Here is a 16,981-nt window from a genome sequence, read left to right as displayed (position 1 = left end):
AGCGCGCCTTCGGACCTGCAACAACTATCCAAGGAGACCCTCGATGCGATTCGTACTGGCCCATGTGGCGATGGCATGTGTGGTGGCGGCAACTGGCGCTGCCCATGCACAGGAGGCGGCCGGCACGCTGGACAAGATCCAGAGCACAGGCAAGGTGGTGATGGGCGTGCGCGAAAGCTCGGCGCCCATGGCCTATGCCTTCGGGACCACGCAGAAGTACGTGGGCTACCACGTCGAGCTGTGCGAGAAGGTGCTGGCCCAGATCGTGCCCAAGGCCAAGATCGAGTACATGGCCCTGACCTCGCAGAACACCATGCCCCTGGTGCAGAACGGCACCGTGGACATCGGCTGCGGCCCGACCACCAACAACCTCGCGCGCCAAAAGCAGGTGGCCTTTGCCGTGACCACCTACGTGAGCCAGGTGCGCATGGCCGTGCGTGCCGACTCGGGCATCACCTCCTTCAAGCAGCTCGACGGCAAGCCCGTGGCGGCCTCGGCCGGCACGACTGCCGTGCAGCTGCTGCGCAAGTACGGGCGCGACAATGGCGTGAACCTGCCCACCTCGCTGGGCAAGGACCATTTCGAGAGCTTTCTGATGCTCGAATCGGGCCGTGCCGATGCCTTCGTGCTGGACGACAACCTGCTGGCCGGCGTCATCGCCAACTCCAAGAACCCTGCAGGCTTCAGGATCGTGGGCGAGGTGCTGGGCTCCGAACCCATCGCCATCCTGTTTCGCCGCGACGATCCCGCCTTCAAGAAGGCCGTGGACGACGTGCTGGTGGGCATGATGGCCTCGGGCGAAGTGGCGAAGATCTACGACAAGTGGTTCGTGCAGCCCATTCCGCCCAAGAATGCCCCGTTGAACCTGCCCATGAGCGACATGCTCAAGCAGCTGCTGCAAAAGCCCAACGACAAGCCGCTGGAGTCCTACGCGCAGCAGTGACCACGGGCCCGGACCCGGTCATCGCGACCGGGCCAGTTCGGCCACCGCCTGTGCCAGTGCCGCAATGCCTGCATCGATCTGATCGGTGGCAATGGAGGACAGGCGCAGCCGGAAAAAGGGGCAGGGCTGGCGCGGCGTCGCAAAGAACGCGCTGCCTGCCTCGATCAGCACGCCGTGGCGGCGCGCCACGGCGGCCAGCGCATCGGCGTCCAGCCAGGCCGGCGCCTGCACCCACAGCGATGCGCCTCCCTGGGGCTGGCGGAAGATGAAATCCGGCAGGTGTGCGCGCAGCGAGCGGTCCACCTGCGCCACGCGTTCCAGCATGGCCTGGTTCACGCGGCGCGCATGGGCCTCATGGTGGCCCAGCGACAGGAACAGCGCATAGGCGTGCTGCAGAAAGGCGCTGGGGTGGCGCACCATGGCATGGCGCAGCACGCGCAACTCGTCGATCAGCGCGCGCGGCGCGACGATATAGCCCAGCCGCAGCGCGGGCGACAGGCTCTTGGACAGCGACCCCACATAGATCACGCGCCCGCCCTTGTCCAGGCTCTTGAGCGCGGGCATGGGCGTGCCCTGGTAGAGGTTCTCGGCCTCGTAGTCGTCCTCGATGATCACGAAATCGCCCTGCTCGGCGCGGCGCAGCAGTTGCTCGCGCCGCTGCAGGCTCAGCGTCACGGTGGTGGGGCTCTGGTGCGAGGGCGTGACGAACAGATAGTCCAGCGGCGGCAGGCCCTCGACCACCACGCCTTCCTCGTCCACGGCCACGGGCACCCAGTGCGGGCGGCGCAGCGAAAAGGTGTTGCGCGCATGCGGGTGGCCGGGCTCCTCGAAGCCCAGGCGCTGCGAGGGGTCCAGCAGCGCGTCGGCCAGCAGGTAGAAGGCCTGCTGCGCGCCCACGGTGACCAGGATCTCTTCCTTGAGCGCGAACACGCCGCGCCGGGGCAGCAGGCGCAGGCGGATCTGCTCGATCAGGTCGGGCACGTCGTCGGTCTCGAAGTCCGGCGTCCACTGCGGCAGCTGGGCGCGCGCCAGGCTGCGCGTGCAGCATTCCCGGAAGCCTTCGGTGGGAAACAGCGCGGGATCGTGCATGCCGTAGACGAAGGGGTAGGGGTACTCGCGCCACTGCAGCGGCTTGGACAGCGTGTGCCTGTCCGTCAGCGAGCGCAGCACGCGTGCAGACCAGTCCGGTGCGGGCTCCCCGGGACTTGCCGCAGGCAGGGCCACGGCGCCATCCACACCAGCCAGGCGCGAATCCCGGGCCACGAACACGCCGCTGCGCGGGCGGGCTTCCAGAAAGCCTTCATCCACGAGCTGCTCGTAGACCGTGGTCACGGTATTGCGCGACACCTCCAGCAGGCGCGACAGCTCGCGCGAGGGCGGCATGGCCGCGCCGGGCGGCAGGCGGCCTTCGAGGATGGGCTGGACCAGGGCCAGGCGCAGGCGGTCCTTCAGGGGAAGGCCGGGCTGCTCGGGCAGCGCGAACAGGCGGGCCCACTGGTGGCGTGGGTCTGTGGCGGAAGGGGTGCTCATGGCGCAACGGAGGCAATCGGGGGGCGTTCTTGGCGCGGCCGGGCAGAGGGCGCGCGGTCGGCGCCATGTTGCGGTGCGGGTGCGGGCAAGTAAAGGTTTGGGCCGGCCGACGCGGGTAAACACCGGGCCTCTGGCTCCTACGTTTGGACGGCTGTGGCCCCCGCGGCCCGCGCCCTTGTTGCGTATTCTGGATTGAAGGCAGCGAGCCGCGCGGCCTGGCGATCCAACGAGGGAGACAGTCCATGCACACCATCACTTTCCGACGCCGCGCCCTGGCGGCCCTGGCCCTGGCCGGCGCGCTGGCGGGCCTGGCGGCCACGCCGCTGCAGGCCCAGGCCCAGGAGCCGCAGCGCGGCGGCACCCTGATCGTGGGCAGCACCCAGGTGCCACGGCACCTGAACGGCGCCGTGCAATCGGGCATTGCCACGGCCATGCCTTCCACCCAGCTGTTCGCCAGCCCGCTGCGCTTCGATGACCAGTGGAAGCCCCAGCCCTACCTGGCCGAGTCCTGGAAGCTGGCCGAGGACGGCAAGTCGCTGACCCTGAACCTGCGCAGGAATGCCGTGTTCCATGACGGCAAGCCCATCACCTCGGCCGACGTGGCCTTCTCCATCATGGCCATCAAGGCCAACCATCCGTTCCAGACCATGCTGGGACCCGTGGAGAAGGTGGACACGCCCGACCCCTACACGGCCATCATCCGCATGAGCGCGCCGCATCCGGCCATCCTGCTGGCCATGAGCCCGGCGCTGGCGCCCATACTGCCCAAGCACATCTATGGCGATGGTGCCGACCTCAAGACCCATGCGCGCAACAGCGCCGACGTGGTGGGCTCGGGGCCGTTCAAGCTGACCGAGTTCCGCGCGGGCCAGCGCATCGTGATGGAGCGCTTCGACAAGTTCTTCCTGCCCGGCCGCCCCTACCTGGACAAGCTGGTCTTCAACATCGTGCCCGACTCCTCCAGCCTGCTGCTGAGCCTGGAGCGCGGCGACGTGCAGATGGTGCCCTACCTGCAGGCCTCCATCGACCTGAAGCGCCTGTCCACCAATCCCCAGATCACGTTGACCGGCCAGGGCTTCGAGGGCATAGGCTCGATCAACTGGCTGGCCATCAACACCGACAGGAAGCCGCTGGACGATGTGCGCGTGCGCAAGGCCATTGCGCATGCCATCGACAAGAACTTCATCACCAAGGCGCTGATGGGCGGCTTCGCCACCGTGGCCGACGGCCCCATCGTGGCGGCCAGCCCCTTTGCCTCGGCCGACCTGGTGCGCTATCCGCTGGACCTCAAGAAGTCGGCGGCCCTGCTGGACGAGGCCGGCCTCAAGCCCGGGGCCAATGGCGAGCGCTTCAAGATCAGCATCGACTACCTGCCGGGCACGGACGAGCAGCAAAAGAACGTGGCCGAGTACGTGCGCGCCCAGCTCAAGAAGGTGGGCATCGCCGTCGATGTAAGGGCCTCGGCCGATTTCCCGGCCTGGTCCCGGCGGCTGGCCACGCATGACTTCGACCTGTCCATGGACATCGTCTTCAACTGGGGCGACCCGGTCATCGGCGTGCACCGCAGCTACCTGTCCACCAACATCAAGCCCGTGGTCTGGACCAACACCCAGTCCTACCGCAATCCCAAGGTGGACGAGCTGCTGAACACGGCCAGCGGCACGCTGGATGCGGCCGAGCGCAAGAAGCTCTATGCGGCCTTCCAGAAGACCGTGACGGACGAGCTGCCGGTGATCTTCATCAACAACTCGCCCTACCACACGGCTGCGCGCAAGAACGTGGGCAACCTGCCGACCACGGTCTGGGGGCCGGCCTCGCCCTATGACGAGATCTTTCTGAAGTAGTCGGGGAGGTGCAGTCCATGGCTTTTCTTCGCACACTCCTCAAGCGGCTGCTGCAGGGCCTGGCGCTGGTGCTGGCCGTGGTGGTGCTGAACTTCATGCTGGTGCATGCGGCGCCCGGCGATCCCGTGGAGACCATTGCCGGCGCCAGCGGCGGCATGGAGCCCGAGCTCATGGCCGAGCTGCGCACACGCTACGGGCTGGACCGGCCGCTGCCCGTGCAGCTGGGCATCTACCTGGCGCGCGTGGCCAGTGGTGATCTGGGCTACTCCTACTTCTTCAACCTGCCGGTGGCGCAGATGATTGCCGAGCGCGTGCCCGCCACCTTGCTGCTGGTGCTGGCCGCCGTGCTCACGGCCTTCGTGGTGGGCACGCTGCTGGGCGTGCTGTCCTCGCGCCGGCCCAACGGTCTGCTGTCGCAGTGCATCACCGTGCTGTCCCTGGTGGGCTTTGCGGCGCCCGTGTTCTGGACCGGCATGCTGCTGGTGCTGGCGTTTGCCTCCTGGTGGCCCGTGCTGCCGGTGTCGGGCATGCGCTCGGCCGATGCCGCAGGCGGCGCGGGCCTTGCCGACCTGCTGGACGTGGCCCGGCACCTGGTGCTGCCTGCGCTGACACTGGCCCTGGTCTACCTGGCGCAGTACAGCCGGCTGTCGCGCTCGTCCATGCTGGACGTGCTGGGCGCCGACTACATCCGCACGGCGCGCGCCAAGGGGCTGGCCGAGCATGTGGTGCTCTACCGCCATGCGCTGCGCAACGCGCTGCTGCCCGTGGTGACCATGCTGGGCCTGCAGTTCGGCAACGTCATGGCCGGCGCCATCATCGTGGAGACGGTCTTCAACTGGCCGGGCCTGGGCCGGCTGGCCTTCGACTCGGTGCTGCGGCGCGACTACCCGACCATCCTGGGCGTGCTGCTGTTCTCCTCCATCGTCGTGGTCGTGATGAACCTCGTCACCGACCTGTGCTACCGGCTGATCGATCCCCGCATCAAGGCGGCCTGAGACCATGAATGCCATCACACCACCTTCCGTGTCCGTGCCGAGCGTCGCCGCGCCGCAGGCCGCAGCCCATGCCGAGCACCCGGCCCGTGAGGCGCTGCGCATGTTCCTGCGCAACCCCTCGGCCATTGCCGGCATGGCCATGCTGCTCATCGTGCTGCTGGTGGCCATTGCCGGCCCCTGGATCTGGCCTGCGGACCCGTTCGAGATCCGCACCATGCCGCTGAGCCCGCCGTTCAGCGAGGAGGCCTGGCTGGGCAGCGATCAGCTGGGGCGCGACGTGCTCACGGGCATCATCCACGGCGGCCGCGCCACGCTGATGGTGGGCGCCTTCGCGGCTTTGCTGTCGGTGTGCATCGGCGTGACGCTGGGGGCGATGGCCGGCTACTACGGCGGCCGCGTCGATGCGCTGCTGATGCGCGTGACCGAGTTCTTCCAGGTGCTGCCTGCGCTGCTGTTCGCCATGGTGGTGGTCACGCTGTTCTCGCCCTCGCTGGTGACGGTCACGCTGGCCATCGGCAGCGTCAGCTGGCCGGCCACGGCGCGGTTGACGCGGGCCGAGTTCATGCGCATCCGCCAGCTTGAATTCGTGCGCGCGGAGAGCGCCATCGGCGCGCGCCACGGCCGCATCATCTGGAAGGTGATCCTGCCCAATGCGCTGCCGCCGCTGGTGGTGTCGGCCACGCTGGCCGTGGGCGCCGCCATCCTGTTCGAGGCCGGCCTGTCCTTCCTGGGCCTGGGGGACCCCAACCAGATGAGCTGGGGCCTGATGATCGGGTCGGCCCGCCAGTACCTGCTGTCGTGCTGGTGGGCCGTGGCCTTTCCTGGTGCTGCCATCTTCGTCACCGTGCTGGCCGTCAGCCTGATCGGCGACGGCCTCAACGATGCACTCAACCCCAAGCTGAGGGAGCGCTGATGGACACCGATACCCCCCTGCTGCAAGTCAGCGGCCTGCGCGTGGCCTTCCAGGGCCGGCGCGGCCAGGCCACGGTGCTCAACGGCGTGGATTTCCATCTGCGCGCGGGCGAGACCCTGTGCGTGGTCGGCGAATCCGGCTGCGGCAAGAGCATGACGGCGCTGGCGCTGCTGCGCCTCATTCCCTCGCCTCCGGGCCGCATCACGGGCGGGCAGGTGCGCTTCCAGGGCGAGGACCTGGTGGCCGCCGGCGAGGCCCATATGCGCCAGGTGCGCGGCAACCGCATCTCCATGATCTTCCAGGAGCCGATGACCTCGCTGAACCCGGTGCTCACCGTGGGCGAGCAGATCGCCGAGCCGCTGCGCCTGCACGCTGGCCTGGACGCGGCCGCCGCGCGCCAGCGCGCGGTGGAGATGCTCCGGCAGGTCGGCATCCCCGCGCCCGAGCGGCGCGTGCACGAGTACCCGCACCAGCTGTCGGGCGGCATGCGCCAGCGCGTGATGATCGCCATGGCCCTGGCCTGCCGGCCCGACATCCTGATCGCCGACGAGCCCACCACGGCGCTGGACGTGACCGTGCAGGCGCAGATCTTCGACCTGCTGCGCGAGCTGCAGCGCGACAAGGGCACGGCCATCGTGCTGATCACGCACGACATGGGAGCCGTGGCCGAGATGGCTGACCGTGTCATGGTCATGTATGCGGGCCGTGTGATCGAGCAGGGCCGCTGCGAGCAGGTGCTTTCAGCGCCCGCCCATCCGTACACGCGCGGCCTGATCGCCTGCCTGCCCGAGCTGGGCAGCAGCCAGTCAGGCGGGCGCACCGAGCTGCCCGAGATCCCCGGCGTCGTGCCCTCGATCTGGGAGTTGGGCAGCGGCTGCGCCTTTCGTGCGCGCTGCCGCGAGGCCCAGCCGCGCTGCGCCAGCGAGGCGCCGCCGCTGGTCGCGCTGGATGATCCATCCCACGGCGTGGCCTGCTGGCTGCACGCTCCCGCTTCCCGCATCCGAGCCCATACGGAGGCCCTGGCATGAACGCACGCATGGACGATACCCTCTTGCAGGTGGACGATCTCCAGGTCCACTTTCCGCGCCCGGGCAAGGGCCTGTTCGGCAGGCCCGAGGTGGTCAAGGCCGTGGACGGCGTGTCCTTCAGCCTGCGGCGCGGCAGCACGCTGGCCGTGGTGGGCGAGTCGGGCTCGGGCAAGACGACCACGGCGCTGGCCGTGATGCGCCTGGCGCCCGTGACGGCGGGCCGCATGCAGCTGGGCGATACCGACCTGGGCGGCCTGTCGGGCGAGGCCCTGCGCCAGGCGAGGCGGCGCATGCAGATCGTGTTCCAGGACCCGTTCTCCTCGCTGAATCCGCGACAGCGCGCGGGCGATGCGGTGCGCGCTCCGCTGGACCTGATGGACGTGGGCACGCCGGCCGAGCGCGAGGCGCGCGTGGCCGAGCTGTTCACCCAGGTCGGCCTGCGGCCCGAACAGCGCCAGCTGTTCCCGCACCAGTTCTCGGGCGGCCAGCGCCAGCGCATCAACATCGCGCGCGCCCTGGCCACGCGGCCCGAACTGGTGGTCTGCGACGAGCCCGTGTCGGCGCTGGACATCGCCATCCGCGCCCAGATCCTCAACCTGCTGGCGCGCCTGCAGCGCGAGCTGGGCCTGAGCTACCTGTTCATCTCGCACGACATGGCCGTGGTCGAGCACATCTGCGACGACATCGCCGTCATGTACCTGGGCCAGATCGTGGAGCGCGCACCGCGCCAGGCCTTCTTCGCGCGGCCGCTGCACCCCTACAGCGTGGCCCTGATGTCGGCCGTGCCCACGGTGCGCGGCGGGCGTGAGCGCGCGGCGCGGCGCATCCGGCTGGCCGGCGATCCGCCCAGTCCCATCGACCCGCCCGCGGGCTGCCGCTTCGCCGGGCGCTGCCCCGTGGCCGTGCCTGCGTGCTCGGCCGAGGCGCCACCGCTGCGCGAAGCCGCCCCCGGCCATTGGGTGCGCTGCATCCGCGTGGACCACATCGATGGCGTGCCGCGCGCGCCGCTGGCCCTTTGAACCCGAAGCAACCGCCACCATGAGCATCACCGTCTACGCCGCCCGCAAGATCATCACCATGAACCCCATGCAGCCCGAGGCCACGCACGTGGCCGTGCGCGACGGGCGCATCCTCGCGGTCGGGGACCTTGCGCGCTGCACGGCCTGGGGCGAATGCCGCATCGACGAGCGCTTCGCCGACCAGGTGCTGCTGCCCGGCCTGGTGGAGGGCCACTGCCACCTCAAGGAAGGCAGCATGTGGGACTGGACATACACGGGCTGGTTCGACCGGCGCGACCCCGATGGCAAGACCTGGCCCGGCCTGCGCTCCATGGATGCCGTGGTGGACCGCCTGGCCGAGGTGGCGTCGCGCATGGATGCGCAGGGCCTGCCGCCTGGGCAGCCGCTGATCGCCTGGGGGTTCGATCCCATCTACTTTGGCGGCGAGCGCATGACGGTGGAGCACCTGGACCGGGCCGCCGCAGGCCGTCCCGTCGTGATCTCGCACGCCAACGGCCATTTGATGAACGTCAACAGCGCCATGCTGCGCCTGGCCGAGATCACGCGTGACAACGAGGTCGAGGGCGTGGTGCGCTTTGCGCCCGGCCACGCCCTGGCCGGAGAGCCCACGGGTGAGCTGCAGGAGCCGGCCGCCATGTTCCTGGTGCTGCGCAAGATCGGCAACGCCGGCCTGCTGGCGCCCATGACCGAGGCCGGCGTGCGCTCCTTTGCGCGCCTGGCCTGCCGCCAGGGTGTGACCACGGCCACCGACCTGGTCAACAGGCTGGGCGAGCAGGACTGCCGCGTGCTGGAGGCCGCGCTGGCCGATGACCAGGTGCCCATCCGCATCCTGCCGGCCTTCCAGGCTTTTCACGGCACGCATGGCGCCGAGGCCGGTGCCGGGCATGTGCGCGCGCTCATGGCGCGCAACACCGACCGGCTGCGCTACGGCCTGGTCAAGATGATGCTGGACGGCTCCATCCAGGGCTTTTCGGCCCGCCTGCGCTGGCCCGGTCACTACAACGGCGCGCCCAACGGCATCTGGGTCACCGCGCCCGCGCAGTACGAGGCCGATTTCGAGACCTACCACCGCGCGGGCCTGCTCATTCATACGCACACCAATGGCGACGAGGCCAGCGAAGCCGCCATCGACGCCATAGGCCGCGTGCTGGCCCGCGCCCCCCGGCCCGACCATCGCCATACGCTGCAGCATGGCCAGATGATCGATGCGCCGCTGTTTCGCCGCATGGCGGCGCTGGGCCTGTGCGCCAACCTGTTCGCCAACCACCTCTGGTACTGGGGCGACCAGCACTACGAGATGACCATGGGGCCGGACCGGGCCATGCGGCTCGATGCCTGCGCCAGCGCGCTGTCTGCCGGTGTGCCGCTGGCCATTCACTCGGATGCGCCCGTCACGCCGCTGGGGCCGCTGTTCACCGCCTGGTGCGCGGTCCACCGGCTCACGCCCAAGGGCCGCGTGCTGGGCGCGGCCGAGCGCCTGACCGTGGCCCAGGCCCTGCATGCCGTCACGCTGGGCGCGGCCTGGACACTGAAGCTGGACCACGAGATCGGCAGCATCGAATGCGGCAAGCGCGCCGACTTCTGCGTGCTGGAGGACGATCCGCTGTCCCTGGACCCCATGGTGCTCAAGGACCTCAGGGTCTGGGGCACGGTGCTGTCGGGGCGCGTCTTCAAGGCGGCATGACATGGGACAGCGGTTGCCGTTCACGGTCATCGGCGGCTTCCTGGGCGCCGGCAAGACCACGCTGCTCAACCACTGGCTGCGTCATGCGGATGGGCAGCGGCTGGCCGTGCTGGTCAACGACTTCGGTGCGCTCAACATCGATGCAGGCCTGATCAAGGCCCACAGCGGCGACACCATCGCGCTGACCAATGGCTGCGTGTGCTGCCAGATCGGCGATGACCTCTCCATGGCCCTGATCGGCGTGCTGCAGCAGCGCGAGCGCTTCGACGCCGTGGTGGTCGAGGCCAGCGGCGTCTCCGACCCCTGGCGCATTGCCCAACTGGGCCTGGCCGATCCGGGTCTGGCGCTCGATGGAGTCATCGTGGTGCTGGATGCCGGCACCTTGCTCTCGCAGGCCGCCGATCCGCTGCTGGCCGACACGCTGCAGCGCCAGGTGGCCCGGGCCGACCTGGTCATCGTCAACAAGACCGATCTGGCCGATACCCGGACCCTGGAGCGCGTGCACGGCTGGATAGCCAGCCACGCGCCAGCCGCGCAACGCTGCGATGTGCGCGAAGCCCGGGTGCCCGTGGAGCTGCTCAGCGGCGCAGCCCTGCTGCGTGGTGCGCGGGAGGTCTCATGGGGTACTGGCACTGCGCGCCCCCTGCATGGCCGGCAGTTCGAGACCTGGTCCTGCCAGCCGCCCGGGGTGCTGTCCGAGACGGCCCTGCAGGCGTGGCTGCAGGCCATGCCGGCTGGCGTGCTGCGGCTCAAGGGCGTGGTGCAGACCGGGGCGGGCCAGTGGAGCGAGCTTCAATTTGCCGGGCGCAGCGGCCGGCTGCGTGCCGCATCAGCGCCCGCGCAGCAGCAGGTGCCCGCCATCGTGGCCATCGGCCTGGCCGGGCAGTTGCCGGTGGCCGCGCTGCAGGCGCTGGTGGCAGGCGCTGCAGGCGTCAGGGCTGCGGGCCGTCCCGCATGAAATCCTGGGCTGCCTGCTGCAGCCACTCGCGCAGGCTTTGCAGCGGCGGGTAGTTGCCGCGGCTCGTGGGCCAGGCCAGGTAGTAGCGCTCGGCGCTTTCCATCTCGGGCAGATGGGGCAGGGCACGCACCAGATCGCCCTGGGCCAGTTCCCGCTCGATCAGAAAACGCGGCAGCAAGGCCACGCCCACGCCGGCGATGGCGGCCTGGGCGGCGGTGGCGAACTGGTCGAACAGCATGCCCTGGCCCTCGGCCATGGGCGCATGGTGCACGGACAGCCAGCGCTGCCAGGCATCGGGGCGCGAGGCCAGGTGCAGCAGCGGCGCCTGCAGCAGGTCCTGGGGCTGGGCAAAGCCATGCTGGGCCAGCAGGGCGGGGCTGCAGGCAGGCACCACGGTCTCGCTCATCAGAAAGGCCAGCTCGGCGCCCGGCCAGTGCGGCAGGCCGAAATGGATGGCGGCGTCCACGGCTTCGAGCTGGAAGTCGAACTGGGACAGCCGCGTCGTCAGGTTGATGGTGATGCCCGGGTGGGCGCTGAAGAACTGCGGCAGGCGCGGCGCCAGCCAGCGCGTGCCGAAGGTGGGGAGGATGGCCAGGTTCAGGCTGCCGCCGCGCGGGTTGGCCCGAAAGCCCAGCGTGGCCGTGGAGATGCGCATCAGCGCGCCCCGGATTTCCTGCGCATAGGCCTGGCCGGCCGGGCTCAGGCGCACGGTCTGGCGCTCGCGCACAAAGAGTTCTGCCTCCAGCCGCTCCTCCAGCGCTCGGATCTGGCGGCTGACGGCGCTTTGCGTCAGGTGCAGCTCGGCCGCAGCTGCCGTGAAGCTCTGGTGCCGGGCCGCCGCCTCGAAGGCGCACAGCAGGGACATGGGGGGCAGGAAACGGCGGGACAGCAGCATGGCAGGGAGCGGTGGGGCAATCGTGGGAGGGGCATTCTGTTTGGGAATGACCTATGGGCCCGATTATCGTTTGACCAGGCTCAAGGCGCAGACCTAGCATGCATGCCAGGAATTCACCATGCCGCAGGCTGATCTGCGGCCCCACCATCAGTCCCCACGAGCACCATGTCCTCTACGTCCGCCAACGCCTTCGTGCCTTCCGACGAGATCCGCGCGCGCTTTTCCAGCGCCATGTCCGAGATGTACCGCGATGAAGTGCCCCAGTACGGCACGCTGATCGAACTCGTGGCCGACATCAACCAGCGCACCCTGCAGGCCGAGCCTGAGCTGCTGGCCCGGATGCAGCGCAGTGGCGAGCTGGCCCGCCTGGGCGTGGAGCGCCACGGCGCCATCCGCGTGGGCACGGCCGCCGAGCTGTCCATGCTGCGCCGCCTGTTCGCCATCATGGGCATGGAGCCCGTGGGCTACTACGACCTGTCGGTGGCCGGCGTGCCCGTGCACTCCACGGCCTTCCGTCCCGTCAGCGATGCCGCGCTGCTGGCCAACCCTTTCCGCGTCTTCACCTCGCTGCTGCGCCTGGACCTGATCGCCGACGAGGCGCTGCGCGCCCAGGCCGCCGCCATCCTGGCGCGCCGCAACATCTTCACCGAGCGCGCGCTGGCACTGATCGCCCAGTCCGAGGCCAACGGCGGCCTCACCGATGCCGAGGCCGATGAATTCGTCGGCGAGGCGCTGGAGACCTTCCGCTGGCACAGCGAATCCACCGTGGACGGCGCCACCTATGACGCGCTGCACAAGGCCCACCGCCTGATCGCCGACGTGGTCTGCTTCAAGGGCCCGCACATCAACCACCTGACGCCGCGCACCCTGGACATCGACGCGGCCCAGGCCGCCATGCCCGCACGCGGCATGGACGCCAAGGACGTGGTCGAAGGCCCGCCGCGCCGCGCCTGCCCCATCCTGCTGCGCCAGACCAGCTTCAAGGCGCTCAAGGAGACCGTGCGTTTTGCCGGCGATGCCACGGGCGCAGGCTCGCACACGGCGCGCTTCGGCGAGATCGAGCAGCGCGGCGTTGCGCTCACGCGCAAGGGCCGCGCGCTCTACGACCAGTTGCTGGCCCAGGTGCGCGACATGGGCAGCGCGGGCAGTGCCGCACCCGACTACGGCAGCCGGCTGGCCCAGGTCTTCGAGGCTTTCCCCGACACCCATGAGCAACTGCGCCGCCAGGACCTGGCCTTCTACCGCTTCACGCTGAGCGATGAGGGAGCCGCCCTGGCCGCAGGCGAGGCCGCAGCGGCCGCCGCCTCGGACCTGGACGCCCTGATCGCCCGTGGCCTGGCCCAGGCCGAGCCCATCGTCTACGAGGACTTCCTGCCCGTGAGCGCGGCCGGCATCTTCCAGTCCAACCTGGGCGGCGAAGAGCAAAAGCAGTATGCGGCCCATGCGGCCCAGCAGGCCTTCGAGGCCGACCTGGGTGCGCGCGTGCATGACGAGATCGCGCTGTACGAGCAGGCGCAGCAGCGATCCATCGACCAGCTGCGCAGCGCGCTGCGCACCCAGGCCGCCCAGGCTGTGGCCTGACCGGCTGCCTGGATGCCGGCTTTGGCCGGCATCCACCCTGTATCCCCTTTCCCGGGGCGCATGCGCAGGCGCCAGGCCTGTGCACGCGCCCCTTTGTTTTTTGCAAAGCCGCAAGAGGCCTTCATGAGCACTGCAGACCTGGGCATTCAGTCGCCCACCGCCCATCTGTTCAACCCGCTGTTCGCACATCCCGAAGGCTCGCCCATACGCGAGCTGTTTCCCTATCTGAGCCGCCCCGGCATGCTCTCGCTGGCGGGCGGCTATCCCTCGCCCAGCCTGTTCGATGCCGAAGGCCTGCAACAGGCCGCGATGGCCGCTTTGCAGCAGGACGCTGCCGCCAGCCTGCAGTACGGCGCCAGCGAAGGCCAGCTGCCGCTGCGCGAAGCCCTGGCCGCGCTGTGCGCCACGCGCGGCATTGCCTGCACGCCGGCCGACATGATCGTGACCACGGGCTCGCAACAGGCCTTCGACCTGCTGGTCAAGGTGCTGGTGGAGCCTGGCGATCCGGTGCTGGTCGAGGTGCCCGCCTACCCGGCCACGCTGCAGACGCTCAAGCTGGCCCAGGCACAGGTCGTGGCCGTGCCCACGGATGAACACGGCCTGGACACCGGTGCCCTGGCCAGCCTGCTGGCGCAGTGGCCCCATGCGCGCCGCCCCAAGCTGCTCTACACCGTGCCCAACTTCTCCAACCCGGGCGGCACGCTGCTGCCCGCGGCGCGGCGCGAGGCCCTGGTGGCGCTGGCGCGCCAGCACGGCTTTGCCATCGTCGAGGACGATCCCTATGGCGAGCTGCGCTTTACCGGCCAGCGCGAGCCGTCGATCTACGAAACAGGCCTGGCGCAGTGCGGCGCCCAGTCCAACCCCGTGGTCTACCTGTCCAGCCTGTCCAAGACCGTGGCACCGGCGCTGCGCATCGGCTGGATGCTGGCCGACGCCCAATTGCTGCGCCGCTGCACCATCGCCAAGCAGACGGCCGACCTGTGCACCTCGCCGCTGGCGCAGATGATCGCCGCGCACTATCTGCGCTCGGGCCGCTATGCACCCCAGCTGGCCCAGGCCTGCGCCGAGTACGCGGCGCGCATGGATGCGCTGTGCTCGGGTATGCAGTCGGCCCTGGGCGAGCAGATCCGCTTCGTGCGGCCTGCGGGCGGCATGTTCGTCTGGGCGCAGCTGCTGCCGCCACAACGGCATGCGGGCGAGCCCGAGGCCCTGGCCCGGGCGCTGTTCACGGCCGCTGTGGAGCAGGGCGTGCTCTATGTGCCAGGCAAGGCCTTCTTCCCGGCCGAGGCGGCGCAGCAGGCCGGCCTGTGCATGCGCCTGTCGTATGCGGCGCCCACCGTGCCCCAGATCACCGAGGCCGTGGCGCGCCTGGGCCGGGCCTGGGGCCAGGCCGTGTCCTGAGGACATCGGCAACAGCGTTCATGCAATGAAAAAGGCCGCCCGAGGGCGGCCTTTTTCTTGCGGGGCAAACCGGGCATGGCGCAAGGCCTGCCCGGTTGCGGCGGGCAATTACATGCCCATGCCGCCCATGCCACCCATGCCGCCCATGTCGGGCATGGCGGGGGCGCCTTCAGCCTTGGGGGACTCGGCGATCATGGCTTCGGTCGTCAGCAGCAGCGATGCCACGGAAGCGGCATTCTGCAGGGCCGTACGCGTCACCTTGGTCGGGTCCAGGATACCCATTTCCAGCATGTCGCCGTAGGTGTCGTTGGCGGCGTTGAAGCCGTAGTTGCCCGAGCCGTTCAGCACGGCGTTGACCACCACCGAGGGCTCGCCACCGGCGTTGGCCACGATTTCGCGCAGGGGCGCTTCGATGGCCTTCATGATCAGCTTGATGCCGGCGTCCTGCTCGGCGTCGCCGGTCTTCAGTTCGCCCACGGCTTGCTTGGCACGCAGCAGAGCCACGCCGCCGCCGGCCACGATGCCTTCTTCCACAGCAGCGCGGGTAGCGTGCAGGGCGTCTTCAACGCGGGCCTTCTTTTCCTTCATCTCGACTTCGGTGGCAGCGCCGACCTTGATCACGGCCACGCCGCCGGCCAGCTTGGCCACGCGCTCTTGCAGCTTTTCGCGGTCGTAGTCGCTGGTGGCTTCTTCGATCTGGATGCGGATCTGCTTGACGCGGGCTTCGATTTCAGCAGCTTGGCCAGCACCGTCGATGATGGTGGTGTTTTCCTTGCCGATTTCGATGCGCACTGCCTGGCCCAGGTCTTCCAGGGTCACCTTGTCCAGCGCCAGGCCCACTTCTTCAGCGATGACCTTGCCGCCCGTCAGGATGGCGATGTCTTCCAGCATGGCCTTGCGGCGGTCGCCGAAGCCAGGAGCCTTGACAGCCACAACCTTCAGGATGCCGCGGATGGTGTTGACCACCAGCGTTGCCAGGGCTTCGCCTTCGACGTCTTCTGCAATGATCAGCAGGGGACGGCCGGCCTTTGCCACGGCTTCCAGCGTGGGCAGCAGGTCGCGGATGTTGCTGATCTTCTTGTCGAACAGCAGCACGAAGGGGTTGTCCAGCAGGGCAACCTGCTTTTCGGGGTTGTTGATGAAGTAGGGCGACAGGTAGCCGCGGTCGAACTGCATGCCCTCGACGACGTCGAGTTCGTTGGCCAGCGACTTGCCTTCTTCAACGGTGATCACGCCTTCCTTGCCGACCTTGTCCATGGCTTCGGCAATGATGCTGCCCACGGATTCGTCGGAGTTGGCGGAGATCGAGCCGACCTGGGCGATTTCCTTGGAGGTGGTGGTGGCCTTGGATTGCTTCTTCAGCTCTTCCACCAGGGCGGCGACAGCCTTGTCGATGCCGCGCTTGAGGTCCATGGGGTTCAGGCCGGCGGCCACGTACTTGATGCCTTCGCGGACGATGGCCTGTGCCAGCACGGTGGCGGTGGTCGTGCCGTCACCGGCGATGTCGTTGGTCTTGGAGGCCACTTCCTTCACGAGCTGGGCGCCCATGTTCTGCAGCTTGTCCTTGAGTTCCACTTCCTTGGCGACCGACACGCCGTCCTTGGTCACGGTGGGGGCGCCGAAGGAGCGCTCCAACACCACGTTGCGGCCCTTGGGGCCCAGCGTGACCTTGACCGCGTTGGCCAGGATGTTCACGCCTTCAACCATGCGGGCGCGTGCTTCGCCGCCGAAAACTACGTCTTTTGCTGCCATTTCAATTCTCCGGATTCAGTTGGAAAGTGCGGTTTCGAAGCGCGTGGATTACTTTTCGACGACCGCGAACAGGTCGTCTTCCTTCATCACCAGCAGTTCGTCGCCATGGACCTTGACGGTCTGGCCGCTGTACTTGCCGAACAGAACGCGGTCGCCGACCTTCACGTTCAGGGCGATCACTTCACCCTTGTCGTTCTTCTTGCCGGGACCCACTGCCAGCACTTCGCCCTGGTCGGGCTTCTCGGCGGCGTTGTCGGGGATCACGATGCCCGAAGCCGTCTTGGTTTCGTTTTCGAGGCGCTTGACGATCACGCGATCGTGCAGGGGACGCAGGTTCATACCAACTCCTAAATCATCAACAAAGTTGAAACAAAGACTTGCCGGCCCGGCGGGCCGGCATTCGAAGCAATGTGGGACAGAGGATTGTTAGCACTCATA

At 68.8% G+C, this 16,981-nt stretch carries 14 protein-coding genes; 10 read left to right on the top strand and 4 right to left on the bottom strand.

What is annotated here, in order from left to right; all coding sequences use genetic code 11:
* Positions 1 to 43 precede the first annotated feature (43 nt).
* Positions 44 to 943, top strand: coding sequence for a transporter substrate-binding domain-containing protein (locus tag ACF8ML_RS04195; RefSeq protein WP_047326428.1), 900 nt, complete (start codon positions 44 to 46; stop codon positions 941 to 943).
* A gap of 18 nt (positions 944 to 961) precedes the next feature.
* Here ACF8ML_RS04195 and ACF8ML_RS04190 read toward each other — a convergent pair whose 3' ends face one another.
* Entirely contained in the window at positions 962 to 2,473 is a 1,512-nt protein-coding gene (locus ACF8ML_RS04190; RefSeq protein ID WP_392406370.1) for a PLP-dependent aminotransferase family protein, read from the bottom strand.
* A 242-nt stretch (positions 2,474 to 2,715) separates the two neighbouring features.
* On the opposite strand from ACF8ML_RS04190, the gene ACF8ML_RS04185 reads away from it, so the two are divergent.
* From ACF8ML_RS04185 to ACF8ML_RS04155, 7 genes are read left to right on the top strand one after another with little or no spacing between them, the layout of a single operon-like run.
* Positions 2,716 to 4,317, top strand: a complete 1,602-nt coding sequence (locus ACF8ML_RS04185; protein ID WP_392406369.1) for an ABC transporter substrate-binding protein — start codon at positions 2,716 to 2,718, stop codon at positions 4,315 to 4,317.
* A gap of 17 nt (positions 4,318 to 4,334) precedes the next feature.
* Entirely contained in the window at positions 4,335 to 5,312 is a 978-nt protein-coding gene (locus ACF8ML_RS04180; protein ID WP_012207467.1) for an ABC transporter permease, read from the top strand.
* Positions 5,313 to 5,316: 4 nt separating this feature from the next.
* Positions 5,317 to 6,225, top strand: coding sequence for an ABC transporter permease (locus ACF8ML_RS04175; protein WP_043790046.1), 909 nt, complete (start codon positions 5,317 to 5,319; stop codon positions 6,223 to 6,225).
* Positions 6,225 to 7,253 carry an ABC transporter ATP-binding protein gene (locus tag ACF8ML_RS04170; protein ID WP_392406366.1) on the top strand — a complete coding sequence of 343 codons (1,029 nt, stop codon included), beginning with the start codon at positions 6,225 to 6,227 and terminating at the stop codon, positions 7,251 to 7,253. Before ACF8ML_RS04175 ends, ACF8ML_RS04170 begins: the two co-directional genes overlap by 1 nt.
* Positions 7,250 to 8,272, top strand: coding sequence for an ABC transporter ATP-binding protein (locus ACF8ML_RS04165; protein ID WP_016450885.1), 1,023 nt, complete (start codon positions 7,250 to 7,252; stop codon positions 8,270 to 8,272). The genes ACF8ML_RS04170 and ACF8ML_RS04165 overlap by 4 nt, the downstream gene beginning before the upstream one ends.
* 19 nt (positions 8,273 to 8,291) lie before the next feature.
* Entirely contained in the window at positions 8,292 to 9,956 is a 1,665-nt protein-coding gene (locus ACF8ML_RS04160; RefSeq protein ID WP_392406363.1) for an amidohydrolase, read from the top strand.
* Position 9,957: 1 nt separating this feature from the next.
* Positions 9,958 to 10,914, top strand: coding sequence for a CobW family GTP-binding protein (locus ACF8ML_RS04155; protein ID WP_392406361.1), 957 nt, complete (start codon positions 9,958 to 9,960; stop codon positions 10,912 to 10,914).
* Here ACF8ML_RS04155 and ACF8ML_RS04150 read toward each other — a convergent pair.
* The gene (locus tag ACF8ML_RS04150) at positions 10,889 to 11,809 is read right to left on the bottom strand and encodes a LysR family transcriptional regulator (protein ID WP_012207461.1); all 921 of its coding nucleotides are present in this window, start codon (positions 11,807 to 11,809) and stop codon (positions 10,889 to 10,891) included. The genes ACF8ML_RS04155 and ACF8ML_RS04150 overlap by 26 nt on opposite strands.
* 165 nt (positions 11,810 to 11,974) lie before the next feature.
* Here ACF8ML_RS04150 and ACF8ML_RS04145 point away from each other — a divergent pair, with 165 nt between their 5' ends.
* Together ACF8ML_RS04145 and ACF8ML_RS04140 are read left to right on the top strand one after the other, a co-directional pair.
* A complete protein-coding gene (locus ACF8ML_RS04145; protein ID WP_017406079.1) occupies positions 11,975 to 13,390 on the top strand; it encodes a VOC family protein in 1,416 nt (471 codons plus the stop codon).
* 123 nt (positions 13,391 to 13,513) lie between these two features.
* Positions 13,514 to 14,791: a PLP-dependent aminotransferase family protein gene (locus ACF8ML_RS04140; protein WP_034364479.1), complete on the top strand. Its 1,278-nt coding sequence runs from the start codon at positions 13,514 to 13,516 to the stop codon at positions 14,789 to 14,791.
* Between the two features lie 108 nt (positions 14,792 to 14,899).
* Here ACF8ML_RS04140 and groL read toward each other — a convergent pair whose 3' ends face one another.
* Together groL and groES are read right to left on the bottom strand one after the other, a co-directional pair.
* Complete coding sequence (groL, locus tag ACF8ML_RS04135) at positions 14,900 to 16,543, bottom strand: chaperonin GroEL (protein WP_016445455.1); 1,644 nt, start codon at positions 16,541 to 16,543, stop codon at positions 14,900 to 14,902.
* A 48-nt stretch (positions 16,544 to 16,591) separates the two neighbouring features.
* A complete protein-coding gene (groES, locus tag ACF8ML_RS04130) occupies positions 16,592 to 16,882 on the bottom strand; it encodes a co-chaperone GroES (protein WP_016445456.1) in 291 nt (96 codons plus the stop codon).
* Between the last annotated feature and the right edge of the window lie 99 nt (positions 16,883 to 16,981).

It is taken from the genome of Delftia sp. WSY_10 (assembly GCF_043104705.1).
Taxonomy (GTDB): Bacteria; Pseudomonadota; Gammaproteobacteria; order Burkholderiales; family Burkholderiaceae_C; genus Comamonas; species Comamonas tsuruhatensis.
Note: the sequence above shows the minus strand (reverse complement) of the source record. Positions and strands in the feature narration are given on the sequence as shown.